The 25,109-nt window shown below is 26.9% G+C and carries 24 protein-coding genes and 1 tRNA gene; 12 read left to right on the top strand and 13 right to left on the bottom strand.

What is annotated here, in order from left to right; translation table 11 throughout:
• Nucleotides 1–25: 25 nt before the first annotated feature.
• Nucleotides 26–3,718 (bottom strand): DNA polymerase III subunit alpha, encoded by a 3,693-nt coding sequence (gene dnaE / locus Q0J90_RS11485; protein ID WP_297278038.1) that lies wholly within the window; start codon nt 3,716–3,718, stop codon nt 26–28.
• Nucleotides 3,719–4,063: 345 nt separating this feature from the next.
• On the opposite strand from dnaE, the gene Q0J90_RS11480 reads away from it, so the two are divergent.
• Genes Q0J90_RS11480 through Q0J90_RS11460 form a run of 5 tightly spaced genes read left to right on the top strand, consistent with a single transcriptional unit; the run spans nt 4,064 to nt 8,086 of the window.
• Nucleotides 4,064–4,564 (top strand): chemotaxis protein CheX, encoded by a 501-nt coding sequence (locus Q0J90_RS11480; RefSeq protein WP_028329706.1) that lies wholly within the window; start codon nt 4,064–4,066, stop codon nt 4,562–4,564.
• An 8-nt stretch (nt 4,565–4,572) separates the two neighbouring features.
• On the top strand, nt 4,573–5,268 hold the full coding sequence (locus Q0J90_RS11475; protein ID WP_297278037.1) for a peptidoglycan recognition family protein: 696 nt from the start codon (nt 4,573–4,575) through the stop codon (nt 5,266–5,268).
• A gap of 21 nt (nt 5,269–5,289) precedes the next feature.
• Nucleotides 5,290–6,681, top strand: coding sequence for a hemolysin family protein (locus Q0J90_RS11470; RefSeq protein WP_297278036.1), 1,392 nt, complete (start codon nt 5,290–5,292; stop codon nt 6,679–6,681).
• A 34-nt stretch (nt 6,682–6,715) separates the two neighbouring features.
• On the top strand, nt 6,716–7,885 hold the full coding sequence (locus Q0J90_RS11465; protein ID WP_367173888.1) for a CapA family protein: 1,170 nt from the start codon (nt 6,716–6,718) through the stop codon (nt 7,883–7,885).
• 24 nt (nt 7,886–7,909) lie between these two features.
• Entirely contained in the window at nt 7,910–8,086 is a 177-nt protein-coding gene (locus tag Q0J90_RS11460; RefSeq protein WP_297278034.1) for a hypothetical protein, read from the top strand.
• Between the two features lie 50 nt (nt 8,087–8,136).
• On the opposite strand, the gene Q0J90_RS11455 is transcribed toward Q0J90_RS11460, so the two are convergent.
• The 7 genes from Q0J90_RS11455 to Q0J90_RS11425 are packed head-to-tail and all read right to left on the bottom strand — an operon-like array spanning nt 8,137 to nt 11,735.
• Complete coding sequence (locus Q0J90_RS11455; protein WP_297278033.1) at nt 8,137–8,556, bottom strand: hypothetical protein; 420 nt, start codon at nt 8,554–8,556, stop codon at nt 8,137–8,139.
• A 16-nt stretch (nt 8,557–8,572) separates the two neighbouring features.
• Complete coding sequence (locus Q0J90_RS11450; protein WP_297278032.1) at nt 8,573–9,112, bottom strand: hypothetical protein; 540 nt, start codon at nt 9,110–9,112, stop codon at nt 8,573–8,575.
• Between the two features lie 2 nt (nt 9,113–9,114).
• On the bottom strand, nt 9,115–9,501 hold the full coding sequence (locus Q0J90_RS11445) for a hypothetical protein (protein ID WP_297278031.1): 387 nt from the start codon (nt 9,499–9,501) through the stop codon (nt 9,115–9,117).
• A 12-nt stretch (nt 9,502–9,513) separates the two neighbouring features.
• Nucleotides 9,514–9,840 carry a hypothetical protein gene (locus Q0J90_RS11440; RefSeq protein ID WP_297278030.1) on the bottom strand — a complete coding sequence of 109 codons (327 nt, stop codon included), beginning with the start codon at nt 9,838–9,840 and terminating at the stop codon, nt 9,514–9,516.
• A gap of 16 nt (nt 9,841–9,856) precedes the next feature.
• Nucleotides 9,857–10,354 carry a hypothetical protein gene (locus Q0J90_RS11435; RefSeq protein ID WP_297278029.1) on the bottom strand — a complete coding sequence of 166 codons (498 nt, stop codon included), beginning with the start codon at nt 10,352–10,354 and terminating at the stop codon, nt 9,857–9,859.
• A 50-nt stretch (nt 10,355–10,404) separates the two neighbouring features.
• Complete coding sequence (locus Q0J90_RS11430) at nt 10,405–11,175, bottom strand: ATP-binding protein (RefSeq protein ID WP_297278028.1); 771 nt, start codon at nt 11,173–11,175, stop codon at nt 10,405–10,407.
• Nucleotides 11,115–11,735: a hypothetical protein gene (locus Q0J90_RS11425; RefSeq protein ID WP_297278027.1), complete on the bottom strand. Its 621-nt coding sequence runs from the start codon at nt 11,733–11,735 to the stop codon at nt 11,115–11,117. The genes Q0J90_RS11430 and Q0J90_RS11425 overlap by 61 nt, the downstream gene beginning before the upstream one ends.
• Nucleotides 11,736–11,975: 240 nt before the next feature.
• On the opposite strand from Q0J90_RS11425, the gene Q0J90_RS11420 reads away from it, so the two are divergent.
• From Q0J90_RS11420 to Q0J90_RS11410, 3 genes are all read left to right on the top strand, one after another.
• A complete protein-coding gene (locus Q0J90_RS11420; protein WP_297278026.1) occupies nt 11,976–14,516 on the top strand; it encodes a helicase C-terminal domain-containing protein in 2,541 nt (846 codons plus the stop codon).
• Between the two features lie 93 nt (nt 14,517–14,609).
• The gene (locus Q0J90_RS11415; protein ID WP_297278025.1) at nt 14,610–14,804 is read left to right on the top strand and encodes a hypothetical protein; all 195 of its coding nucleotides are present in this window, start codon (nt 14,610–14,612) and stop codon (nt 14,802–14,804) included.
• A 39-nt stretch (nt 14,805–14,843) separates the two neighbouring features.
• The gene (locus Q0J90_RS11410; protein WP_367173887.1) at nt 14,844–15,101 is read left to right on the top strand and encodes a GNAT family N-acetyltransferase; all 258 of its coding nucleotides are present in this window, start codon (nt 14,844–14,846) and stop codon (nt 15,099–15,101) included.
• Nucleotides 15,102–15,187: 86 nt separating this feature from the next.
• Here Q0J90_RS11410 and Q0J90_RS11405 read toward each other — a convergent pair whose 3' ends face one another.
• Both Q0J90_RS11405 and Q0J90_RS11400 read right to left on the bottom strand, forming a co-directional pair.
• A complete protein-coding gene (locus tag Q0J90_RS11405) occupies nt 15,188–17,239 on the bottom strand; it encodes a sugar-binding protein (RefSeq protein WP_297278024.1) in 2,052 nt (683 codons plus the stop codon).
• On the bottom strand, nt 17,226–18,971 hold the full coding sequence (locus tag Q0J90_RS11400) for a SpoIVB peptidase S55 domain-containing protein (protein ID WP_297278023.1): 1,746 nt from the start codon (nt 18,969–18,971) through the stop codon (nt 17,226–17,228). Before Q0J90_RS11400 ends, Q0J90_RS11405 begins: the two co-directional genes overlap by 14 nt.
• A gap of 226 nt (nt 18,972–19,197) precedes the next feature.
• Here Q0J90_RS11400 and Q0J90_RS11395 point away from each other — a divergent pair, with 226 nt between their 5' ends.
• The 3 genes from Q0J90_RS11395 to Q0J90_RS11385 are packed head-to-tail and all read left to right on the top strand — an operon-like array spanning nt 19,198 to nt 21,666.
• Nucleotides 19,198–19,878 (top strand): bifunctional nuclease family protein, encoded by a 681-nt coding sequence (locus tag Q0J90_RS11395; protein WP_297278022.1) that lies wholly within the window; start codon nt 19,198–19,200, stop codon nt 19,876–19,878.
• A gap of 33 nt (nt 19,879–19,911) precedes the next feature.
• Nucleotides 19,912–21,084 (top strand): tetratricopeptide repeat protein, encoded by a 1,173-nt coding sequence (locus tag Q0J90_RS11390; RefSeq protein WP_297278021.1) that lies wholly within the window; start codon nt 19,912–19,914, stop codon nt 21,082–21,084.
• 27 nt (nt 21,085–21,111) lie between these two features.
• Entirely contained in the window at nt 21,112–21,666 is a 555-nt protein-coding gene (locus Q0J90_RS11385) for a hypothetical protein (RefSeq protein WP_297278020.1), read from the top strand.
• Between the two features lie 4 nt (nt 21,667–21,670).
• Here the strand turns inward: Q0J90_RS11385 and Q0J90_RS11380 are convergent, their stop codons facing one another.
• The 3 genes from Q0J90_RS11380 to Q0J90_RS11370 form a co-directional block, all read right to left on the bottom strand.
• The gene (locus Q0J90_RS11380) at nt 21,671–22,573 is read right to left on the bottom strand and encodes a carbohydrate kinase family protein (RefSeq protein ID WP_297278019.1); all 903 of its coding nucleotides are present in this window, start codon (nt 22,571–22,573) and stop codon (nt 21,671–21,673) included.
• Between the two features lie 21 nt (nt 22,574–22,594).
• Entirely contained in the window at nt 22,595–24,493 is a 1,899-nt protein-coding gene (locus Q0J90_RS11375) for a penicillin-binding transpeptidase domain-containing protein (RefSeq protein ID WP_297278018.1), read from the bottom strand.
• 12 nt (nt 24,494–24,505) lie between these two features.
• Nucleotides 24,506–24,576 (bottom strand) — tRNA-Cys (locus tag Q0J90_RS11370).
• Between the two features lie 252 nt (nt 24,577–24,828).
• On the opposite strand from Q0J90_RS11370, the gene Q0J90_RS11365 reads away from it, so the two are divergent.
• Nucleotides 24,829–25,109: imm68 putative immunity domain-containing protein (locus Q0J90_RS11365; RefSeq protein WP_297278017.1), on the top strand; the 281-nt coding region annotated here is incomplete at its 3' end.

Below are 25,109 nucleotides of genomic sequence, written 5' to 3'. Positions count from 1 at the left end.
TAATTAGCAGTCTTTTTTATAATTTTTAAGCATATTCAATTTCTATTAATGATCTTAAAGCATTTTTTGTTTCATTTAAAAATCTCTGATTAGGATCAACTTTATAATCCTCACCTATTTTAAAAATCTCTGTACCGCTTTCTGATTTTAATTTCAAGAATATTGTATATTCTCCAGGATTGCTTGATATTGCATTTTGCAAACATAATAAATCCATATCATCAAATATATTCTTATGAACATGAAGAGATAATTGTTTTTTACCAGTATTTGAATGCTTAATGATTATATTGTTATTATTATTGGCAAAAGAATCACTTGAAACAATATTATCAGAACGTTTTATATCAGCATCTTTATTAGAGTTTTTAAATGGAGTCTCATTTATACTTGACTGAACTTGAACATTCTCAGATATACCCTCTCTTTTTATATTATCTCTTTTTACTTCTTTAAGTTTAAGATTTTTATCTTTTAAGAAAGAATCTAACAATTTTATATCAACAATATTATTATATATTTTTTCTGAGAATCTATTTTCATCTCTGCGTCCTTTTATCAATATTCCTGTTTGTTCTTCAAGCATATCTTTATATTTTTCTATCTGACTATTGGCTGTAATATAAAATACATATTCAGTAAATAAATCTATTACTTTTAATGTAATCATAGGAGTATTTTTCTTTGTAGTTGTTTCAATAGCTGATATAACAACACAAGGAAGTAAAAACTCATCTTTATCTTTAAGATTGTCAATATCCAAAGTATTGTTGAAATATTTATAATCAATTTTAGTAATGTATCTTGCAAAAGGATGATATCTTAATGAAAAGCCTAAAACTTCTTTCTCATTTTCCATTAAAATATTAGAAGCATATTCCACTTGTTTTTCTATTACCAAAGAAGCACTTCCGCTGTCATCTTCAGACATAGAATCAAATAACATAGTCTGACCGGATAATGTTTCCTTCTGATAATTAGAAGCATGAGCAAGTATCGCATCAAGAGAAGAAAGCAAAGCACTTTCTGTATGACCAAACTCGGCAAAAGCTCCGCATTTAATTAATGTTTCATAAACTTTTCTATTAACCAAATGAACATCTACACGTTTTACAAAATCTTCTAAATTCTTGAACTGTCCGTTTTTTTCTCTCTCTTCCTCAATAGCTAAAGCAGCATGAAGACCAACACCTTTAACAGCATGCAAAGCATAAACTATTTTACCGTTTTTCTGAGAGAATAAAGCATTGCTTTCAAAAACGCTTGCTGTAACTATATCTATATTTTTTTGCTTAACTTCATTAAGATATAAAGATATTTTATCAGTATCTGCTATAACAGTATTAAGCAAAGCAACATAATATTCCATTGGATAATGTGCTTTAATATAAGCCTCTTGATAAGCTATTAATGCATAACAAACAGAGTGAGATTTATTAAATCCGTATTCAGCAAAACCTTTCATGGTATCAAATAAATAAGTTAATAACTCTTTATCATAACCTCTTTCAAGTCCGCCTTTAATAAATTTCTCTTCCATAGAGTTCATTTTCTCTACGATTTTTTTACCCATAGCCTTTCTTAAATCATCAGCTTCAGCAGCAGCAAATCCGCCTATAACACGGCTTATGGCCATAATCTGCTCTTGATATATTAATACTCCCTGACTTTCTTTAAGTATAGGCTCTAAATCAGGGTGTTTGTATACAATCTCTTTTCTTTTATTTTTTCTATCAGCATAATCTTTATCCATACCTGAATTCAAAGGACCAGGACGGTATAAAGCTACGCTTGATACTAAGTCATCAAAACCTGTAGGCTGAATATTTATAAGCATCTGACGCATGCCAGGGCTTTCAAATTGGAAAACTCCTCCTGTATCAGCTTTTCTAAATATATCATAAACAGCTTCATCATCTAAAGGAATTTTATCTATATCTATTTCAATACCATATCTTTCTTTTATATCTTTTATAGCATCTTTTATAAGTCTTAAGTTCTTAATGCCTAAAAAGTCCATCTTTATAAGACCGGCACTTTCAACATAAGTCATCTCATACTGACAAGCTCTTGTACCTGTTTTAGAATCCTGATAAACCGGTGCCAAATCCATTATAGGATGAGATGATATAATAACACCTGCAGCATGAAGTCCTACATTCCTAACTAAACCGTCAAGTCTTGTAGATATTTCATACATATTCTTCAATTCTCTGCTGTTTTCTATTTCCTTTATGAACTCAGCACATTCAGGATGATCATATATATCTACTACTCTTTTTACATCATCAGGTATGCTTTTAGCAAGTCTGTCAGCAGTAGCTAAATCTATACCCATAACACGGCAAACATCCCTTATAACAGAACGGCCTCCCAAAGCACCGAATGTAGCAATTTGTGCAACATTGTCCTTTCCGTATTTCTCTTTTACATAATCTATTATTACTTCCCTTTTATCATCTTGGAAGTCAACATCTATATCAGGCATGCTTTTTCTTTCAGGATTCAAAAATCTCTCAAAAAGCAAATTATAATCAAGAGGATTAACTTTAGTAATTCCTGTAGCAAATGCAACTATTGATCCTGCTGCACTTCCTCTTCCAGGCCCTACAGCAACATCATGATTTCTAGCATAGTTAATGAAATCCTGAACTACTAAGAAGTATCCTTCAAAACCCATTTTAGCTATAACACCTAATTCCATTTCAAGTCTGTCCATAGCTTCTTTAGGGATATCATTATTATAATATTTATTTAAACCATCAATACACATATTTCTAAGTGCAGAAGTTTCCGTTTCGCCATTAGGAAGCTCATAATTAGGCATATAATAGCTTTTAGTCATTATATTCAAGTCTTTGCATTGTTCCGCTATTTTTACAGTATTTTCAAATGCTTTAGGAAGTTTTGCAAATGACTTCATCATTTCTTCTTCGCTTTTTAAATGAAATTCATTGCTTGGAAATTTGTATCTTCTAGGAGAATCTAAAGTTGCTTTTGTCTGTATTGCCAAAAGTATCTCATGAGCCTTTGCATCTTCTTTAGATACATAATGAACATCATTAGTAACTACAAGTTCTATATTTTCTTTTTTAGCAACTTTATATAAATCGCTGTTTAATTGTTTTTCTTCTGCTATGCCATGATCCTGAAGCTCTATATAAAAATCCTCTCCAAATATAGATTTATAATACTGTGCTAACTTTAAAGCTTGATTATAATCCTTTTTTCTCAAAGCTATAGGTATTTCTCCTCCCATACAAGCAGAAAGACAAATTAAGCCTTTATTATATTTCTCTATTAATTCATGATCTATTCTAGGTCTGTAATAAAATCCTTCAGTATATCCGAAAGTTACTAATTTACATAAATTATCATAACCTTCTTTATCCTTGGCAAGAAGAATAAGATGCATAGCACTTTTTTCTTCAGAGTTTTCAATCTTTTTATCAAATCTAGTCTTAGGGGCAACATATACTTCACATCCTATAACTGGTATAATACCCTTATCTTTAGCTTCTGAAAAAAATTCCATAACGCCAAACATATTGCCATGATCTGTTATTGCAATAGCAGGCATTTCCAGTTCTACGGCTCTGTCTATTAAACCAGGTATAAGTCTTTTCTTCTTATCTTTTTTTGAATAAAGAGACTTAATACGGGCAGCTCCGTCAAGTATTGAATATTGTGTATGTACATGCAAATGAACAAATGACATATTAAACCCCTGTTTACTTGTTTTATTCTATATCATTTAAGTTAAATATCAAGTTAAATTCATAAAAAATATATAAATAGTTTTTATATTTTTACTATAAATATTTACGGTATTTATATATTAAAATTAATACAGCATCAATAATTTTATTAACTGCATAAATAAATATCTAAAAGGAATTATTTAAAATTAGTAATATATTAAATTATAGATATCAAAATTTGACAATTTAAAGTTTATTATTATATTTATAATAAATAGAATATAAAATTTATATTATTGAAATTATAATTAACTATGTTATAATTATTATAATTCAATATAAATAAAAAAGAGGAACACAAAATGGCTACAACTCCAATAAAATTCATGGACGTTAGATTTATAAATCCGTTCATAGTATCTTTAGTATCTATATTTAAGGAAATGGCTGGTCTTACAATGGAAAAAGGTACTCTTGTAAAGGGTCAGGGACGTAAATTGTTTTCCGGATATGGTGTTGCTATAGGAATTGTTGGAGATGTTAATGGGCAGGTATTATATGAATTTCCAGAAAACTTTTCTCAGCTTTTAACAGAAACACTTACAGAGAAAAAAAGAGGAGAATATGATTCTGAAGATGATTTTGAAGAAATGATGAGAAGTGTTATAAATGAAATGGGAAATACAATAAGCGGTCTTGCAATTACTAAATTAGCTGAAGAAGGTATAAGCTGCGATATAACTCCTCCTATACTATATTTCGGCAAAGAAATTCAGATAATACCAAAAAATTTGCAAACTATAATTATACCATTCCAATCTTCACTTGGTTTTGTTAGTGTTAATATTGCCATGGATGCATAATGTATTAAATGCTTAAAAATACTATTATTCTATTACCAATAATAATATCTTTATTATCATGCAGTTATACAGCTAAAGGCGGTATATTGCAAACTAATACTGTAACTACAAATCAGGCAACTAATAATATAAATATAAACATAAATGATAAATATAAAATAACACCTAATTCATTAAGATTAAATTTAATGTCTAAATATACCATGGAACATTATGGAAAACCGCTTATATATTTAGATAACCCTAAAATAATAGTTGTTCATTCAACAGAAACCCCAAATCTTGCTATAGCTGTTAATATATTCAAAAATGATATTTTAACTGGAAGACCTGATATTGAAGCAGGCGGAGAAGTAAATGTTGGTACACACTTTTTAGTAGATACTGATGGAACTATATATGCCAATACTCCAACTGAATATATAGCAAGACATACAGTAGGATTTAATTATACTGCTATAAGTATTGAAAATATAGGATATGCAGATAAATTAACTAAAGAACAATTAGACTCTAATGTAAGATTAATAAAATATCTAAAAAATAAATATAAAAGCATACAATATGTTATAGCTCATTATGAATATAAAAATAAAGAATCTGAGCATTATTATCTATTTAAAGAATTAAATACTAAATACAGAAGTACAATAAAAACAGATCCAGGAAAAAATTTTATGGAGGAATTAAGAAAAAGAATATAAAAATATAAGGTTTTATAAAATATGGAGATTATATTAGTTTATTTATTTGAAATATTAACTATAGTTATTCTTATAATGTTATCAGCATTATTTTCCGGAAGCGAAACAGCATATACTTCAATTGATGATGTTACATTAATGCGTTTAGTTAGAGAGAAAAAAATAAAAGAAGAAGATACAAAATATTTGGAAAAATCAAGTTCAATGATACCAAGCCTTTTGGTAGGAAATAATATAGTTAATATTACAGCAAGCTCAATGATAACAGTATTTGCAATAAGGCTGGCAGCTGCTTTACCTAATATATCTGAAAGTGTAATGGTTACTATATCTACAGCTACAATAACTATATTAATTATTATATTCGGAGAAATACTTCCTAAAGTGTTAATGAGAGTTAATGCTGAAAAAATGATGCCCTACCTTTTATATTTTATGAAATTCTGTTATTTTATTTTTACTCCTATAACTTTTTTAATGGATAAAATAACAACTTTTATAATGAATTATTTTGTACCTAAGAAATTAAGAAATACTGAAAAAAGAAGTGCATTATCAAGCATGGATGATATAACAACAATAATACATTTAGGGCATAAAGAAGGAATCATAAAAGAATCAACTCATGAACTTCTTACAGGAGTAATTGATTTTAGAAATAAAACAGTAGAAGAAATTATGACACCGCGTGTTGATATGGTTTGTATAGAGGCAGAAACTGATGTAAATGAAATAATAAAATTAACTGTAGAAACTGGATTATCAAGATTCCCTGTCTACGAAGAAACTGTTGACCATATAATTGGAATATTTCATACAAGAGCTTTATTTAAAGAATATGTTAAAGGTGCCGGTAAACTAAATAAAATAAAAAAGAAAGCTATTGATTATATAATGCTTCCTTATTTTGTACCTGAAACTAGAACTATAAGCAGTTTATTCAATGACATGCAGAAAAAGAAACTTCAAATGGTTATTACTATTGATGAATACGGCGGAACTGCAGGGCTTGTTACTATGGAAGACATCATAGAAGAAATAATGGGAGATATTGAAGATGAGAGTGATAAAAAAGAGGAAGAATTGGTAAAAATTAAAGGTAAAAGAATCATAATAAATGGAACAGCACCAATAGAAGAAATTAATAAATTACTTAAATTAGAATTAGAGCATGAGGAATATCAAACTATAGCAGGATACGTTATTGATATGTTGGACCATATACCTGAGACTAATGAACGTTTTATATTAAAAGGATATAGAGGAAGAATAATGAAAGTTGAAGATAGAAGAATAATAGAAATGGAATTTACGCCTCTAAAATATACTAGATCAAATGATAATAATGATAATACAGAAATGCTTAATATTCATGATATAGAAAAAAATGATTTAGAAATTGCAAATGAATAAGATAATTAAAATAAAAAATAAAATGGATAACAATATGATAAAAATAACAATTATTACTATACTAATGGCATTATTAATTTCATGTTCTGAAAAGAAAGAAACAGAAGAACAAATAAAAGAACCTCCTAAAAGCATTAAATTAGTTTTTACTGGAGATATAATGACTCACCCTACTATTGTTAATGCATTTCAAAGTAATGATGTTTTAATAGATTTAAAAGATTATTTTCAAGGAGATATTGTATTTGCTAATTTAGAATTTGTAGTTAATACAAATAAGCCTCCTATGCCTTATCCTGAATTTAACGGATCATTGGAATATTTACAGTATTTCTTCAAATATTTTAATACTTTTTCAATAGCAAATAATCACGCTTATGATCAAGGTGCACAAGCTGAGGCAGAAACTGTAGCAGAACTTCATAGAAACAATAAATTAACTTTAGGAGGATCTACTAATTCTCCAAGCATAGCACCTATTATAACAAATATTAATAATGTACCTCTTTTTATATCAGCATATACAATGCTTGATAACGGATTAAGTCATAAAACAAATAGAAACGGACATTTTTATTTTATGAACTTCTTTCCAAAAAGGGAAGATTTAATATCAAAAGTTAAATCAGATTTAGCACTTGCTACAAATAATGAGATAAAAATTATATCATTACATTTCGGACTAGAATATACTACAGCACCAGAAAAAGCAACAATAGAAACAGCAAGAGCATTAATAGAAAATGGAGTTGACATAATAGTAGGACATCATCCTCATGTTCCTAGACCTGCTGAAGTTTATGAGGGTACTAATCATAGCGGAATAATAATATATTCTCTTGGAAATTTTATAGCAAATCATAAAGCAAAATATCCTCATCTTGATATAGGTACTATTGTTTCTTTAAACATTAATGAAAACAAAGAAATTAGTTTCTCTTATGTACCAACATACTATGCCTTTTTTAGAAAAAAAGGATTTGAATTTATAATGAAGCCTATAAAAGAAGATCCTAATATTAATATGCCTTCTTTATCAAGCAATTATGTTTATAGTCCTTATGATACTAATGCAATAAAAAAAGGTTATGAGCTTATACACAAATTTTATTCTCCTCTTACAAATGAGAAAGTAAAAACTATGTTTGCTGATAATATAACCAATACTAATATTGTTTCTAATAATAGTTTGGCTCATAATTAATATTATTATTTAGATATAAAACTTATGAATTCAAGTAATGAATATAACATAAATCCTAGAGATGATAAAAGTAATAAAAAATATAATATTCTGTATAATCTTATTTCAATTGTATATTCATCATATTGTTTAGATACAAAAGAAGCAGCTTTTACAGATTTATATGCTTTTCTAACAACAAAAAAAAACAATTATAGATGACAATAACATAAAATCGTAATATATTTTTTCCATATAACCTCCTATATTAATTAGCTTTTATGTACAATCATATCTTTGCCCTTAAATCTCTCACGAGTTTGAGCATCCATACCATTTTCAGCTTCTATCAGCTCAGCATTTTCCTCATAATCCGCTATGGAACCAGTATCCCTATCATAAACAACATTGGCCACTACCTCTTCAGTTTCAGGACTTAGATTTAATCCAATATCAGCTGTGTTATAATTTCCTTGTTCAAGAGAATCACTAATTTTTTTTGCAATAACATCAGTTTTACGGAATTTCAAACTTATAAAAATTTTAGAGATATCTTTTTTAAACTGTTTTATCTTATCTTTAAAAAATCTAGCAATATGCTTAGCAAAGTTAATAATCTTAACAATTATTCTTCTTATAATATCAATAAAAGTACGTATTATATCAATGATAGCATCTATTATTTCTCCCATAACATTTCCTTATAATTTATTTTATATAAAATATAGTTATTATAAAAATAATAAACTTTGATATTTTTAACATATTATTCAATATAAGATTTTTTCTTATTTCACTTTCTATAATATATAGAGCAGGACTAGTATCTGAATAATAATTTTTAATTTTCTTTCTAATCATTTTTGTTCTGAATATAATAAGAATAGAAAATATTATTAATCCTAGTTCTATCATAAACATTTTTCTATATTCGCTATTTTCCAATATTAAATGCTTATTATCATTTAAATTTATAAAAAATCCTATTAATCCGTCTACTATATTGTATAAATATATAAAAAGTTTGTCTAAAATAGATAAAAACCCTATATGGAATGGTATTATATTAACAATTTTACCAATAAAACCATTTTCAAATAAAAAATAATTATATAACAGAAACATTATAAGTATAAAAATAACAATATCTGCAATATAATATATAATTCTATTACTGATATTTCCCTTTATTTTTAATCCTATTTTATGCACTATAAAAGAAAATATTATAAATAATAAAGCACTCATAATTATTTTAACACTATCATATCTTTATCTTCAAAAGCCTTGTTCAAATCTTCATCTAATTTAGAAGTTTTATAATTAAGCATATACTTTTCATAATATTCAACTTCTTTAGTATTATTATTAAAAAGCGCTGCTAATATATGTATATTACCATCATCTAATTTAGATTTTATAGCAACTGCAATTAAATTTTCATTTTCCTTTAAATGTTGTAGAACATCATCATTTTTAAAAAATCTTATAAGCTCTTCCATAGTTACAAGGTCTTTATATACAGCTTTATTAATTAAACTATTAGCAGATGCTTTTGATAATTTATATAAAACAAAACCTCCTCCAGCAACTACAATAGCTCCAATTAAAACATATAACATATTCTTACCCTCCATTTTTTTATTCTCCTATTTTAAAACAATCATATCTTTATCACCAAATGTATTTGATGTTTGAGAATCTATAGACTCTGATTCTATACCCTGAGCATTTTCATCATAATCCTCTACCTCTTTAGTTGAATTGTTAAATAGGCAATTAACTGTTCTATAATTTCCAGTTTCTAATTTTTCTTTAATTGATACAGCTATAAGGTCTCTATTTTCTTTTAATTTAGCAAGTCTTTTAGGATCTTTAAAAAATGCAACTATATTTTTTACAAAATTTAATACTTTCTCAAAAAACTTTTTTATTTTTCCCCACAAACTTCTTAATAATTCTTTCCAAAAATTCATTTTACACTCCTAATAATTATTTTAAAACTATCATATCACCATTGCCAAATTCTTCACTTAAATCTTTTGATAATCTATCAGCATATATTATCCAATGAGGATTATTTCCATTTATCATAGGATTATTATCATGATCCATATAAAAAACATGTACTTCATATGTAGCATAATGCTTAGAATCTCTATCTACATTTTTTAAAAATATACATGCTGATGAATGCAATTTAGGATTAATATGTTTTTTTATCATAGAAATACAATCTTCTAATGATAATACTTCTCTTTTCTCTTCATGTAAATTCCATGCCTCTTTTATGATACCTAATATTCCTTCTTCATGACTTGATACAGCCTGATTTAAATCTCCTAAATATTCAGTTATCTTAGCTACTCCATCTTCCGGAAGCTTTTTCAATTTATCTAATATACTATCTATAGTATCTTTATTAGATATTTCTATTTTTTTCATATAGTCTCTTGCCATTTTTAATATGTCATCTTTATTATAGTTCATATTTTACTCTCCTTTATTAAAAATTTTTATAAATAACATAATAATATTTTTTAATCATCATTACTTTCTTCTTCAGAATTTTCTTTCAATTTTTCTACAGTATAATTTTTATTATCTAAATTATCTTTTATTGTATTTTCCAATTTCTTTTTTGCTTCTGCAGATAAACCTGTTTTATTTTTTATTTCATCAAATTTTTCTTTAGAAGTTCTAAATACTTTATCTACTAATTCTTTGCTTATCTCTTTATCTCCGCTATACAAAAATGATATAAGTAAATCTAATATAGTATTTTTAATTTCTCTAGGTGAAAAACCATCCAATATTTCTGATAATTCTAATAAATAATCATCAGTTAGTAAATTCATATCTATAGGAGCTTTATTAGGTATCATTCTTTTTATTATTTTAGCTCTCATATCCAAATCTGGAAGTTCAAATTTGATATGCTTTAATATCCTGCTCTCAAATGCACTATCATAATTCTTATGTAAATTTGTAGCAAATATTACTGTACCATTAAACGATTCTAATAATATAAGCATTTGACTTCTTAATGAATTTACAGCCTGATCTGAACTGGAACTAACATTTGTAATCCTTTTACCTAAAAAAGAATCCGCTTCATCAAAAAACAACATTGCTTTTTCTTTTTCAGCTATTTTAAATGCGGATACTAAATTCTTTGGAGCATCGCCAACAAATTTAGATTCTATATCAGCATAATTTAATGCTAATATATTTAAAGATAATTCATTAGCTATAGCATGTGCTGCATAGTTTTTCCTGTACCTGGAGGACCAAAAAAATTTACAATACATTTTGGTACAGAATCTATTTCTGAAAATCCCCATTCATTATATATTTTATCTATATTTTTTATCATAATAATGATTTTATTAATTTCATCATAAGTTAATGGGTTTAATATCATTTGTTTTAAACTATATATAGGTTTTATTGGTACAACATTTAAAACAGGATCATCATTATTTGAAACATCATTTTCTTTTATTTTTTTAGCTATTAAATATTTTGATAAAATTTCATCTTCTGGTATATTAAAGAAAAGGATAATCTTAAAACTATCATATTTATAATCATTGAGCAAACTATCTAATTGGAATCTTAAAAGAGAAATTTTTATATCCATCTCTTTTGATATTTCTATAGATTTTGAAAATCTGCAAATAACACTTTCTGGTCTTGTAATATTGTACAAACCAGCATCAAATATCAAACATACAAATAAACTTTGAATATCAGTATTGATAATATCAAAAGAATCTATTTTTTTATTTAAAAAGTTGAAAAATTCAGAATACTTCACCATAAATTTTTCATCAAAATTTGGTTTATTTAATTCTATTATTTTTTTCATTAATTTATTCCAATTATTCTTAATAAATATTATATATAATTTTATAAAAAAATCAATATAAAATTTTCTATTTATTATGTATAATAATAAAAATTCTTATAAAGATGCTATATAAATTTAATATAATATTTATTAATTAAATAAGAATTTTTTTAATTATAAAAATAATAACACATACAATATTAATGAATTAAAAATTATTGACAAAGATTTCAATATATACTATATTATTATACCAATATGAGTAATAATTATGGCAAAGAAATAGATAATGTATTTTCCATAGATGCAATTAATTATATGAGAAAAGCAATAGTAGATGCTTATGGAAATGAAGTATATTTTGGTATAAATTTTAATGCCTATGGTATATTAGATTATATAGAGGTAATGGCTAGAGGAAATAAAGATTCAGTACCTGCTATAATATCATTGTCATTAGAGTTTGATGCCGTTATTCATAATCACCCTTCCGGACAGCTTACACCTTCAAGAGCCGATTTAGCTATAGCAAGCGAGTTAGGCAATAATGCTGGTGTTGGTTTTTATATAGTTAATAATGATGTTGATGAATATTACGAAGTTGTAAAGCCTATAAAATCAGAAAATGTAAAAACTATAGATGTTCCGGATGCTCTATATATGTTTACTGAAAATGGTACTTTAAGTCAGCTTTTAAAAAAGTACGAATACAGACAAGAGCAAACAGAACTAGTTGAAGCTACTATTGAAGCATTTAATAACAATAAACATTTAATATCTGAAGCTGGTACAGGCATAGGCAAATCTTTTGCATATCTAGTACCTGCCTTACTATGGCTTAAAGAAAATAAAACTAGAATCGTTATATCTACAAATACAATAAATCTGCAGGAACAAATTATTTCAAAGGATATACCTTCTATTATAGGAGGAATCGCTCCAAGCGTAAAATATGCTTTAGTAAAAGGCAGAAATAATTATGTATGCATCAAAAAAGTTAAAGAAGCCTTGAATGATGTTAATATGCTTGATATGGGAGAGCAGCTTAATTTTTTTGAAGACATAGACAATTGGCTTAATATAACTAAAGACGGCTCCATAACAGATTTAGGATATAAACCTAAAGGTGAATTATGGGAAATGGTTTGCTGCGACACAGATACATGTACTCATAGAAAATGCGAATATTTAGAGGATTGTTATTTTTATAAAATGCGTAAGCAATTAAATGCCGCACAATTATTGATAGTTAATCATCATATACTTTGTGCTGATTTATCTCTTTATGCAGAAACAGCGGGAAGATACAGCCTTCTTCCAAGATATACAAAAGTTTTAATTGATGAGGCACATAATTTTGAAAACTCAGCATCAAGCTATTTCGGAGATGAAGGAAGTAAAAACGGAATATTAAAAGCACTTTTCTATATTTCAAGAATGAAAAAAAATAAAAGACTTGGAGTTATAGAAAGTATTAATAATATGCTTAATGAAAAAAAATCATTAATTGAAAAGCATGAATATGATGAAATAATAAATTTAATAAATCAGGCACATGATTTAACTTCAAGAGTGAGAAATGTTGTTGATGAGAGATCAAAAGAATTCATAAACTACTGCCATAAAAATATTCAAACTAAAGAAGGATTAGGTTATAAATTCAGAATAAGTCCGGAGCTTGTCCTAACTTCTCATTGGCAAAATGAAGGATTAAAAGCTCTTAGGGAAATTGTACTTTCAATGACTTCGCTTGTTAATATATGCGATAAATTATATAAAAAGTTTTTTGATATTGCTATAGAAAAAGATTTTGATTATGAAGAAATTGCTCAAATGTCAAATGCTTATTTAGAGAGACTAAAAAGACAATTAGTATCATTAAACTCAACAATAGATTATAAAAAAGATGAATATATAAGATGGGTAGAAACAAGACTCACCAAAAAAGGAAATCTTATTCTTAATTGGCATTTAACACCTGTAACAGTATCAAAAAATTTAAATGACTTTTTATATTCAAGATTTGATACAGTGGCAATGTACTCTGCTACTTTAACTGTTTCAAAAAGTTTTAATTTCTTTTCAAATAGATTAGGTTTTGATTATATAGAAAAAAATAAAAAGATAGAAATATATTTAGAATCTCCATTCAATTATGAAGATAATGCAAGACTATATATTGCAACCGATATGCCGGATGTTGCTGCTGATACATTTAATGACTTCACTTCAAAAGTATTGCTTAATGTATGCGATATAACAGGAGGAAGAGCTTTCATACTATTTACTTCTTTCTCATCTCTTATGAGCGTATATGAAAGCACGGCAGAAAAATTAAAAAGTAAAAATATAAATGCATTGGCACAAACAGCTTCTATACATAGACATACCTTACTTGATATGTTTAAATCATCTTCAAATAATGTACTTTACGGAGTAGATTCATTTTGGGAAGGAGTTGATGTTGCAGGAAAGAATTTAGAAGTTGTTATAATACCTAAATTGCCTTTTGCTGTACCGACTGATCCTATAAGCGAGGGAAGATACAGATACATAGAAGAAAACGGAGGCAACGCTTTCTTAGATTATGCTCTGCCTTTTGCTGTAATAAAGTTTAAGCAAGGATTCGGGCGTTTAATAAGAAGCAAAGATGATAGAGGCGTCGTATTTGTTCTTGACAAAAGATTGTATACTAAAACTTATGGTACTCAATTTATACAATCTCTTCCTAATGCTAAAATTTTAAGAGGAAGCATGAGAGAAATTTTTAATGATATGAATAATTTTTTTGATTATTAAAAATATGAATGAAGAAATTTATTACAGAAAATATAATGAAAGTGATTTTACAGAATTGGAAATATTACTATAAAATATTTTGAATTCGATAAAATGCTTTATTATAGAAATGCAACATTAATATCAGAATTAAATTTATTAATTTTTCTTAATTATGCAAGTTTTATTAAAATAGCTGAAATAAATAAAAGACCAGTAGGATTTCTAATAGGAAAAATATTAGTATCAAATATAAATAATTATTATGATGATAGAATAAAAAAAATTAAAAAGAAAAATGATTCTTAATATAGAAGGATGTTTTTCTCTGATAATATATAATATAATATAATAAAAATAATAAATAAAAATCTTTTAAAAACTACAAATAAAAATTATCAAGCAGAATTATCATTTTTTGCTGTAAATAAAAATTATCATGGATTTGGTATAGGAAAATTTCTTTTTGAAAAATTTAATGATTATCTAAAAGAAAATAATATTTTAAATTTTTATCTTTATACTGATACTTATTGCAATTATAAATTTTATGAACATTTCAATATGAATAAAAAGGCTGAAAAAAGATATCAATTAACTTTATAAAAAGAATTAATTTAGAATTTTATTTAATGATAAGAAAATTAAGAGACAGCAAATACAAACTATTTACTGTCTCTTCACTCTTAAAATTATATCAAGAAAGAATAGTACTTAGTATTTCCTTCTGTATCCATAACCTCAATAGTAACAGATCCAGCATCAGCATCTTCTATATTTACAGTGAAAGTTTCATTCATAGAGTCAAGCATTCCGTCATCTGGAACTATATATGCCCACTCTCCTGTTATAGTTGAGTATCTAACTGTTTTTATGAAAGAAAGCTTATCTTCTATTCTAAAAGTAAGTTTTCTGTTTGCTCCGTCTTCTGATACATTAAAATCAAATATTTCAGGAGGATCATTATCATATTTAACATTAAATACTTCTAAACTTTTTGTTTTTATAGAACCTACAGGATTATCATATTTATCGCTTGCTGTTATCTTAAAATCATAAATACCGGAAGGCATTAAATATGAATCAAATTTATAATATGATGTCTCTAAATTGTTAGCTAATTTTCTATAGTTCTTTTCACCTTTTAATCTATATTCTAAATCGTATACTAATTTATCACCATTAGGATCAGAACCTTTCCAATATATCATAGATTCATTTTCTTCTAATTGAGGACTTTTAGCTGTTTCAGCAGAATCATTTTGCTGACGATAGCGTGTAGTAAGCCCGCCATTTAAAACTTCTGGAGCTAAATTATTTTCAACATAAGTAAAATCTACAGAATTCAATATAGGAGTAATCTCTGTATCTGATGTTTCCATTGTAACTTTAAATTGCATAAATCTTCCATTTGGAACATCAACTTTTCCATTAGCAGCAACAGCAACAAAATCACTCCAAGTATCATCAACACGTGCAACATTACCAGTTCTAACCTCAATAGAAATATTTGCTCCATCGGGAATATTTCCCATAGCACTTAAACTTCCTAATTTGCTTAAAAGTTTTAAATCTAATGTATCGCTTGTAAAACTTCCTTTTTGAGGATATTCATGACTTACTTTATATATTTCACCTGTCTTAGATATAGCAAAATAAAGTCCGTCATCAGCAACAGCAAAAGTTGAAAGTATTTTATTTTTTAAACCGCCTATATATGATAATAATCCGTCATCTCCGTTTATCTTATATATATCTGCGGTATCTCCTGTTACAAAATATACGTTATTATGATTATCGCTGCTCATAGCAAATATAAGCATTTGATTCAAAAAGAATAATCTTTGAACTGTTCCATTAGCATCTGCTTTGTACAAAGAATTTCTAAATTCTTTTTCACTTTCATCAGGTCTTTTATCACTATCAATAATAGAAGGAAGAAGCAAATAAGCAGGTTCTCTTGTAGCAGTACCAAAGTATAAATTACCTGTATTATCCATAGTTATAGCATAAACTTCATTTTCTGCTGTATCATAAACAACATTATATGAAGGACTTGCAAAATTAGTAGCTAAATCAATACATAATACAAGCCCTCTTCCTGCTGTACCTACATAAAGCTTGTTAGTTTTATTATCAAAATATAATGACATAGCATGCTGTTCATCAGTTTTTAATATTTCTTCTACATTGCCGTCAGGAGAAACTTTTAATACTCTAGCATTATTACCGCCGGCAGCAAGGAATAAATTTCCATTGTTATCAAATTTCATATCCCATACATAAGTATCATCTAAATTTTCTACCCAAAGTTCATTACCCTGACTGTCATATTTCCTTATTTTTGCATAAGGACCGGTTGCAGCATAAATATTTCCCTCTTTATCAGAAATAACAGCTGTAAATGCACTTTCATTAGTAGCAGTTAAAAAATGTGTAAAATCAGTTTCACCAGCATTTCTTTTATATAATTCAGCACCGTTTCCGCTTATAGCCGCAAGCATGCTTCCGTCATCAGAAGGATAAATTTTCCATATATCTTTTCCGGCAATAGCACCATTCTGTTCTATAACTGGGGCTAAAGTCAAAGCACCTTGTTCTGTAAGCATTATGCCATCATAAATACCATTATCATAGAATCCTCTCCTGCTGCTTGAAAATGTTCTTGTTACAACACCAAAAACAACATTGGAAGATAATATTAATACTAATTGTAATATAAAAACAATCTTAACGATTCTCATATTTTTTAGCCCCTTCAATTATTATATCTATTTTCATTAAGCCAAGTATAGAATACGGCATTTTATAGTCTCCATCAACAGCAGTTATAACAGCTGCTTTATCAGATGTAGCATTCTTTGCCATAATACCGTATTTTGACGGAGGAAGTGTAGGATATAAATCTTTTCCTATCTGTACTCCTCTTGATGATGAATAAAGCCATACTTTTATATTGCTGTCACTATAAGACTTACCATAAATACGCATAACATCATCTAAACTTCTAATTTCATATTTATTAGGCATGAATAACTGTTCAGCATAATTATAAATATACTCATTAGCAGCATAAATACTATATTTATCTGTTTTTAAATTAACTGGAAGTTTAACAGGTATATCTATATATTTTTTCTCCTGTCCGTAAGGAGTAAGCCCTACTCTTAAATGTATAGTTTCACCAGCTACTGCTTTAGGTTCTACCAATGTTATATCATTTAAGAATGCATATTCAAGATTATTTCTTTTTATAGATAATTTAACAGATTTAATTCCAACTCTATTAAAAGTATTATATATAAAGAAATCAACCGGCGCTATTAATTGTCTTATAGCAGATTTGAATGCATCAGTAGAAGAATAAGCCAATATTCTATCATTTACTTTATAAGGCTCATTAAAATAATCAGTTTCTATCTCATAACTTATACTAAATACACCCTCTTCATCTCCTCCTGCTGTAGAACTGATAGCACTATATATTGCCATTGAAAGTATATCAGAAAAATATGTAGGATCATTCAATACTCTAAAATTATAATCTCTTGTTAAAAACGTCTGATCTTCTATCTCTAATTTAACAGGAACCATAGTATTTTCAGGAACCTCTCCGTAAACTCCGGAAACTCCGAAAACACCGTCGTAAACAGTATATCCTAGATAATTAGAATAAGCAGCACCTAATTTGAATGAAGAATCTACAGAAGCAACTATATGATTAATATATGCTCTTGATACAGGTGCTCTTAATCTTCCTTTAGACCACATTGAATGCCCAAAAAGCAGGAATTTTTCATCATCTGTATGAGAAACTGTACCAATTCCAGCCATAGAAACATCTCCGTCAGCCAAAACTATAGCAACAGAATCACCGAATAAAAATTTCATAGACTGATTAGTATCTGAAACGGAACCTCCTGCCTGCATAGGAACAAATCCGCCTTTTTTGAAAATACTGGAATATTCATTAAAAGCTTTTCCGCTTATTCCAGAAAATATTAATGGTGTTTGAAGCGAATTATTATCTGTAAAAGCTACAGCCGGAAGTTTAGCATTTGTATCATCATACAGTTTGTACATTTCTTCTATTGGGGTAACACCAGCTATAGGATCTTTAGCATAATTCCATCCGAAAGCTAACGCTCCTGCTATTTTTCCGTTAAAATATATAGGAGATCCGCTCATACCTGCTACAGTTCCGGAATGCTCTAAATTCAGTCCCTCGCATTTTATAAGTATAGCATCACTGTTATGCCATCTCTTTCTTAGAACAGATAAAACCTTTACTTTAAATGGTTCTACATTAGTTCCATGTATAACAGTATAACCAACCCCTTCCATTCCTTCATAAATCTCACTCATAGGTATAACTTCAGGGTTTTCCGGAGGATATGGAGGCAAATCTTCTGTCTGTGAAAATAAATTCAAAGTTAATAATAATAGTGTAATAATTAAAAATATTTTTTTTCTCATAGTTCCATATTATAAAATATTATATTTTTTTTCAAGTAATTATAATTAATAATTAAACTATATTAAAAGAAAATTAGTAAAATATTAACATATAATTTACTTATTATCGGAAAAATAATCATAAATAAAATGTGATTCATTATTTATAAAAAATTACCTTGACAAATAATATATATATATTAATATTATATAGGTATATAATAGGTTTATTAAAGAGGTTTATAAAGTGGTTGAAGCAAAGATACTTAATTTGGCAATTACAGATAAAGGTTTTGCCGTTATTTTAAAACCAATAAAATCAGAAAAAGTAGTTCCTATATCAATAGCATATTTAGAAGCACAGTCTATAATGTCAAGTCTTATAGGTTATAAAATAGAAAGACCTCTTACTCATGATATTGTAAACAGTATTTTTCAAAATTGTAATATTAGATTAATTAATGTTATAATAGATAATGTACATATAGATACATTTTTCTCAAAATTAGTTATAGAACATAATGGAAAAAATATATTTATAGACTCCAGAACATCTGATGCTATAGCATTATCATTAAAATCAAAAGCACCAATATTCATAGAAGAACATGTTATAGAAAAAGCTGGTATAATATTAGAAAATAATGACGGATTAATGAAAGTAAAAGATAGTATACCTTTCACATATCAAAGATTTGACAGAGAAGAAATTAAAGAAAACAATGAAGAAACTTTCATTTTACAGAATGATAAAACTATCAATGAAGATAATATGGAAAATAATGATAGTTCAGATACATCAGCAGTAAAAGAAAATAATAAAAAAAATAAAGAAGAATTACAAAAATTACTAGATCAAGCTGTTAAAGAAGAAAGATATGAAGATGCTGCTAAATATAGAGATGAACTTGATAATTTAATTGATTAATTTTTAAATTATTATAGTATTTTAGAGGTTATTATGAAAAACTATATAAAAATTGCTTTTATTATTATAATAACAATATCTCATTTAATATATGCTAAACCATCTGATAAAATAAGATTTAGTGCAAATGAACTTACAAAATTAGAATATGATTTCTTCACAAAAATAGATAATGGAGAAACTAATGATTTAGAACTTCATTATGACGGCTTTATAATAGCTTCCGGTATTACAGACGAAGAAGAATTTAAATTTTACAGAAACAAATTAGATGAAATAAGGAATTCAGCAAAAAGCGAGTTGTCTCAATACGTTAAAGAAGGAGCTTATGAATTTGGAAAAAGACTTCTTAGTTGGATGTATACTAGCGGAGTATTAAAAAAATATTTTGAAACATCTACACTATTCCAAGATTTAATATATAAGGGTGAATATAATTGTCTGACTTCCAGTATACTATATTCTTTATTATATAGGGAATTTGGATTTGAAGTCGAAGGAATACTTACTTCAAGCCATGCTTTTTGCACAGTATATACAGAAAGGGGTAAAATAGACGTAGAAACCACAATATCAAAAGGGTTTAATCCAGGTCAAAAAGAAATAAGAAATACTGGAAACTCTACAATAGTTACATTTGTTCCTCAGGGAAATTATAGAAACAGAAATGAAGTTGATATATTTACACTTATAGCTACATTATATCCTAATTCAATTTCATTAAAGAAAATAGAAAAAGATTTGGAAAAACAGCTTGTAATGGCCAAAAAGGCATATTATTTATCTCCAAATACTCAAATGTATAATAATAATTTAGTAAATGCTTATAATAGACTTGCATTAGACTATATCAAAAAAAATAATTATGAAGAAGCATATAAAACATTAGGAGAAGCATTAGCTTTTAATCCTTCAAGCCCTATGACAAAAAATAATAGAATACACTATTATAATACCATTGGAACTTCATATCTAAATAAAAGAGACTATCCTAGTGCAATAAAAACATATAAAATGGGTATATCTGATATAGGAGATGGTGCTGATGTTTTAAAAAGAAATTTAAAAGTATCATATTACAACTATGCGGTTACTGAATACAATGAAAGAAGATATAATAATGCTAATACTATATCTGAAGAAGCATTAAAATTATTTCCAAATGACAGAGATTTTATAAGATTATTATCATCTATACCAAAATAATAAAAAAATAATTCCGAATAATATTATATGAAAAATATATTTATTTTATTATTTATAACTATATTCAGCAGTTTATCTTTTTCTCAAGATAATTTTAATTATAATTTGGATATTAAATTCAGAGTAATAGAAAAATTCGATAAAATTGCATCTTCTGATAATAAAGAATATATTTTCTATATAGATTCAAGCTATATTTTTACTGATGATGGAAAAAATATCTACAGCAACAATATATACAATATACAGAAAACATTAAATGACTTAGAAAAACAAGAAATAAATGCTAAAAGTCAGGAAGAAAAAAACTCATTAAATCAAAATATTAGGATATATAAAGGACTATTAGCTTATAATACACCTCCAAAAAAATTTATAAGCCTATTAATAAATAGACAAATACATCAATATATATCAAAATATCATTCAAGTTATATAGATAAAATGATGCAAAATAACCTTCAAGAATTTTATAATAATATAAGAAATACTATCATAACAAATGAAAATTACACAGGAATATTCACTGAAATAAAATTCCTAACCCCGGAAAGATTTAAATATTATACAGGAAGAACCTAAATAATTATAATCCAAATTTAGATTTAACTGCTTTCACATCATATTTAGCAGTTCCGCCTTTTACTTGCACCATTTCTTCTGAAACACTTGAAGCAAATTTTAAAATATTATTTATATCAAGATTCTTCAATACAGCATAACTTAAAGCTGCACAAAAAGAATCCCCTGCTCCAACTGTATCAACAACATTGACTTTATTGGAAGGATTAAATATGTATTCATTATTATAAAATACAGATGCTCCGTCTTTACCAAGTGTAAGGAATATATAATCTATATTGAAATCATTATTAATTGCTTTTAATAAAGTTTCATTATCATTTTTCAAAGAAGGAAAAAATAGCTCTTTTATTACAGCAAGCTCATCATCATTAATTTTCAATATATTTATGAATTCTAAAGCTTCTTTTATTTTATCTTTAGTATAATAATTTTTTCTAAATGTCACATCGCATACTCTATATTTTGCTTTTATATTTTTGAATATTTGTTTTAAAGTATCATATGATTTTTTATTTCTTTGTGAAAGTATATTAAAATAAAACATATCATAATCTTCTTTCAAAGCATTATCTATATACGCACTGTATTCTATATTATCCCAAGCAACATTTTCATGAATAATGTAATCCGGAACTTTATTTTCATTAAGAAAAACAGTAGCTTTTCCTGTTTCATAATTATCTAATATCTGTATTAAAGAAGAATCTATATTTTCATTATCTATGAATTTAAGTGCATCCTTAGAATAATTATCGCTGCCTAAAGCTGTTATGAACTTTAATCTATCATTACTTTCAATAAGTCTTGATAATTGAAGGCTGTAATTAAATGGTGCTCCTCCAATAACTGCTACATTATCATATACATCATATAGAAGTTCTCCAAAACTAAGTATATTGCTCATAATAAACTCCATAAATTAAATTTATTCTTTATTAGGTGCTTTTAACAATAATCTTATTATAGAATCATTTGTAACTGTACTGCCGTAAGGAGGAGTAAAATCTGAAACATAACCTTCTCCCTGTATAGCTATTTTAGCATTATTATTTGAAACAATATATGATATACTATTTAAAGCATCTCTTAAAGAAAGCCCTGATATATTAGGCATAACATTGTTTGTAATTCCATAATTATTTGAAGGCGGCACCAATGAAAGAAACTCATTTGTATTTATAGTATATATTTCCCCATCAACTAAACCTAAATAAGGTATAATCTGATTGGCAATTTTAGCAAAAAGAGGAGCTGCTACCCTGCCCGCTGCCTGAGTTCCTGTACCTTGAGGATCATCTAATAATACAAGTATTGATATTTTAGGATCTTCAAGAGGAAAACCTCCTATAAATATAGATTGATAATATTTCTCAGGTTTATCCATAACATTATCTCTATAAACCTCAGTTATTGCTGTACCTGTTTTACCAACAACATCTATATTAAGCAAATTAGCTCTATATCCAGTAGAACCTGATTCAACACCTTTTCTAAGCAATACTCTTGCTATCTGAGAATATTGTTCATCTATTATTCTAACTTTTTTTAAATTATTAGTTGCACTTATTTTTTCAATACCATTATCAAAATAATCAACAACATGCATAGGAACTTTCCAACCGCCATTTAAAAGCGACAAATAAGATGCTGCTATCTGCATAGGAGTAACGCTTAAATCATACCCTATGGCTAGATAACCTCTTGAAAATCTATGCCATTTATTTAGAGGATGGTATATTCCGCTCCATTCATTTTTATAAGGACCAACTCCTGTAGGTTCCCCGAATCCGAATCTCTTTAAATAATCATAAAAAAACTGTTTATCTATTCTCTCTGCTATAGTTACAATAGCAAAATTGCAGCTGTATTTTAATATGTCATTAAAAGCAACATCTCCATGCGGATAATCGCAATGTATGCGTGTTTGTTTACTGTAATCATAATATCCTTTACAATGAAAAATTTCATCGCTATTAACAACTCCCTGTTCTATAGCAGCAAGTTCTGCAAATATCTTCATTGTACTTCCGGGATATATTGTACTCATTATACTTCTATCCATTCTTTCATTATTAACATAGTCAAAAGGATTATTCGGATCAAAAGAAGGATAAGAATAATTTGCTATTATAGCTCCTGTATTTACATCTGAAACTATAACAGTTACAGACTGCGGAGATTTCTCAGCAACTGTTTTCAAAACTTCATTTCGTACTATTGTTTGAACATCTATGTCTAAAGTTAATACTATATCTTTAGGATTGTCATTTTCAGATGAAAGCATATATTCATAAGTAGCTTCAAGTCCTGCATATCCTTCTGTTTCAGTTTTATTCATATAACCTATAACATGAGCAAAAACATCCTCATAAGGATAAAATCTCTTATAGCTTTCTATTCCGTATATGCTTCTAACATTATATTTATCTTTGATATTCTTTATTTTCTTATATGAATCTAAATTAATATTTTGAGACAGCATTATAGTTCTTCTTTTAGTTTTAAGAAGTCTTGCAAATTTTTCTTTGGTTATGCCTATAATATTAAATATTTGACTATAGGCCTCATTTATATCTGTTTCTTCATTTCCATCCAATGAAACAGATTCCGTATCAAGATATATTGTATATGCTGGTATATTTATTGTAAGAGGACGCATTTTTGAATCATATATAGTTCCTCTTGGCTTATCAAGTCCATTTAATGAGGATATTGATTTCATATTTTTTATAGTTAAATTAAATAATTGTATGAGTATTGCTATAGTTCCTATGACAAAACAAATAAGAAACAAATATAATCTTTTAACTCGGCTATCATTCATAGTTAGAAAATGAGGCGGCGAACGGATTTGAACCGATGATAAGAGTTTTGCAGACTCCTGCCTTACCACTTGGCGACGCCGCCATATTTATAGATGTCATTAATAATATATCAAAATAAATAAAAAGTCAATATGTTAACAATTTAATTTAATTTAATAATAAAATATTTATTTTTTTCAATACATTTAATATTTACATACTCAAGTTCATAATTCAATATATTTTTATCTAGTATAAAAAATATAATTATATTTACACATAAATATTGTCTTTACAAATAATATATTTCTTATATAATATAGGCGTTAAAATTACTTATAACAAAAGGAATAATATGTATATAGATAAGTTATGGGGAGAATATTTCGGTGACTGTGATGACTCATTAGTATTATTAGATTATTTTGATGAGAATGATAATACTCAATATAGCGTTAAGCAAATATTTTCTGACTTTAATGTATATAATGAATATTCTCCAATAGAAATTGATTCATTTAGAAAAAGTAAAGATATAAAATATGTTTGTAATGGTATTGAACATAATATAGATATAGTAATAGATTTAATATTAGATTTATCAGTATTAATTTTAGAATCTCTTCATAACAAAAA

The sequence above is a fragment of the uncultured Brachyspira sp. genome, assembly GCF_944390595.1.
GTDB lineage: Bacteria > Spirochaetota > Brachyspiria > Brachyspirales > Brachyspiraceae > Brachyspira.
This window is presented reverse-complemented; position numbering and strand designations above follow the sequence as displayed.

Coding starts and splice junctions, on each gene's coding strand:
- dnaE (WP_297278038.1), bottom strand. CDS start 3,718: ATGTCATTTGTTCATTTGCATGTACATACACAATATTCAATACTTGAC.
- Q0J90_RS11480 (WP_028329706.1), top strand. CDS start 4,064: ATGGCTACAACTCCAATAAAATTCATGGACGTTAGATTTATAAATCCG.
- Q0J90_RS11475 (WP_297278037.1), top strand. CDS start 4,573: ATGCTTAAAAATACTATTATTCTATTACCAATAATAATATCTTTATTA.
- Q0J90_RS11470 (WP_297278036.1), top strand. CDS start 5,290: ATGGAGATTATATTAGTTTATTTATTTGAAATATTAACTATAGTTATT.
- Q0J90_RS11465 (WP_367173888.1), top strand. CDS start 6,716: ATGATAAAAATAACAATTATTACTATACTAATGGCATTATTAATTTCA.
- Q0J90_RS11460 (WP_297278034.1), top strand. CDS start 7,910: ATGAATTCAAGTAATGAATATAACATAAATCCTAGAGATGATAAAAGT.
- Q0J90_RS11455 (WP_297278033.1), bottom strand. CDS start 8,556: ATGGGAGAAATAATAGATGCTATCATTGATATAATACGTACTTTTATT.
- Q0J90_RS11450 (WP_297278032.1), bottom strand. CDS start 9,112: ATGAGTGCTTTATTATTTATAATATTTTCTTTTATAGTGCATAAAATA.
- Q0J90_RS11445 (WP_297278031.1), bottom strand. CDS start 9,501: ATGGAGGGTAAGAATATGTTATATGTTTTAATTGGAGCTATTGTAGTT.
- Q0J90_RS11440 (WP_297278030.1), bottom strand. CDS start 9,840: ATGAATTTTTGGAAAGAATTATTAAGAAGTTTGTGGGGAAAAATAAAA.
- Q0J90_RS11435 (WP_297278029.1), bottom strand. CDS start 10,354: ATGAACTATAATAAAGATGACATATTAAAAATGGCAAGAGACTATATG.
- Q0J90_RS11430 (WP_297278028.1), bottom strand. CDS start 11,175: ATGTATTGTAAATTTTTTTGGTCCTCCAGGTACAGGAAAAACTATGCA.
- Q0J90_RS11425 (WP_297278027.1), bottom strand. CDS start 11,735: ATGAAAAAAATAATAGAATTAAATAAACCAAATTTTGATGAAAAATTT.
- Q0J90_RS11420 (WP_297278026.1), top strand. CDS start 11,976: ATGAGTAATAATTATGGCAAAGAAATAGATAATGTATTTTCCATAGAT.
- Q0J90_RS11415 (WP_297278025.1), top strand. CDS start 14,610: ATGCTTTATTATAGAAATGCAACATTAATATCAGAATTAAATTTATTA.
- Q0J90_RS11405 (WP_297278024.1), bottom strand. CDS start 17,239: ATGAGAATCGTTAAGATTGTTTTTATATTACAATTAGTATTAATATTA.
- Q0J90_RS11400 (WP_297278023.1), bottom strand. CDS start 18,971: ATGAGAAAAAAAATATTTTTAATTATTACACTATTATTATTAACTTTG.
- Q0J90_RS11390 (WP_297278021.1), top strand. CDS start 19,912: ATGAAAAACTATATAAAAATTGCTTTTATTATTATAATAACAATATCT.
- Q0J90_RS11385 (WP_297278020.1), top strand. CDS start 21,112: ATGAAAAATATATTTATTTTATTATTTATAACTATATTCAGCAGTTTA.
- Q0J90_RS11380 (WP_297278019.1), bottom strand. CDS start 22,573: ATGAGCAATATACTTAGTTTTGGAGAACTTCTATATGATGTATATGAT.
- Q0J90_RS11375 (WP_297278018.1), bottom strand. CDS start 24,493: ATGAATGATAGCCGAGTTAAAAGATTATATTTGTTTCTTATTTGTTTT.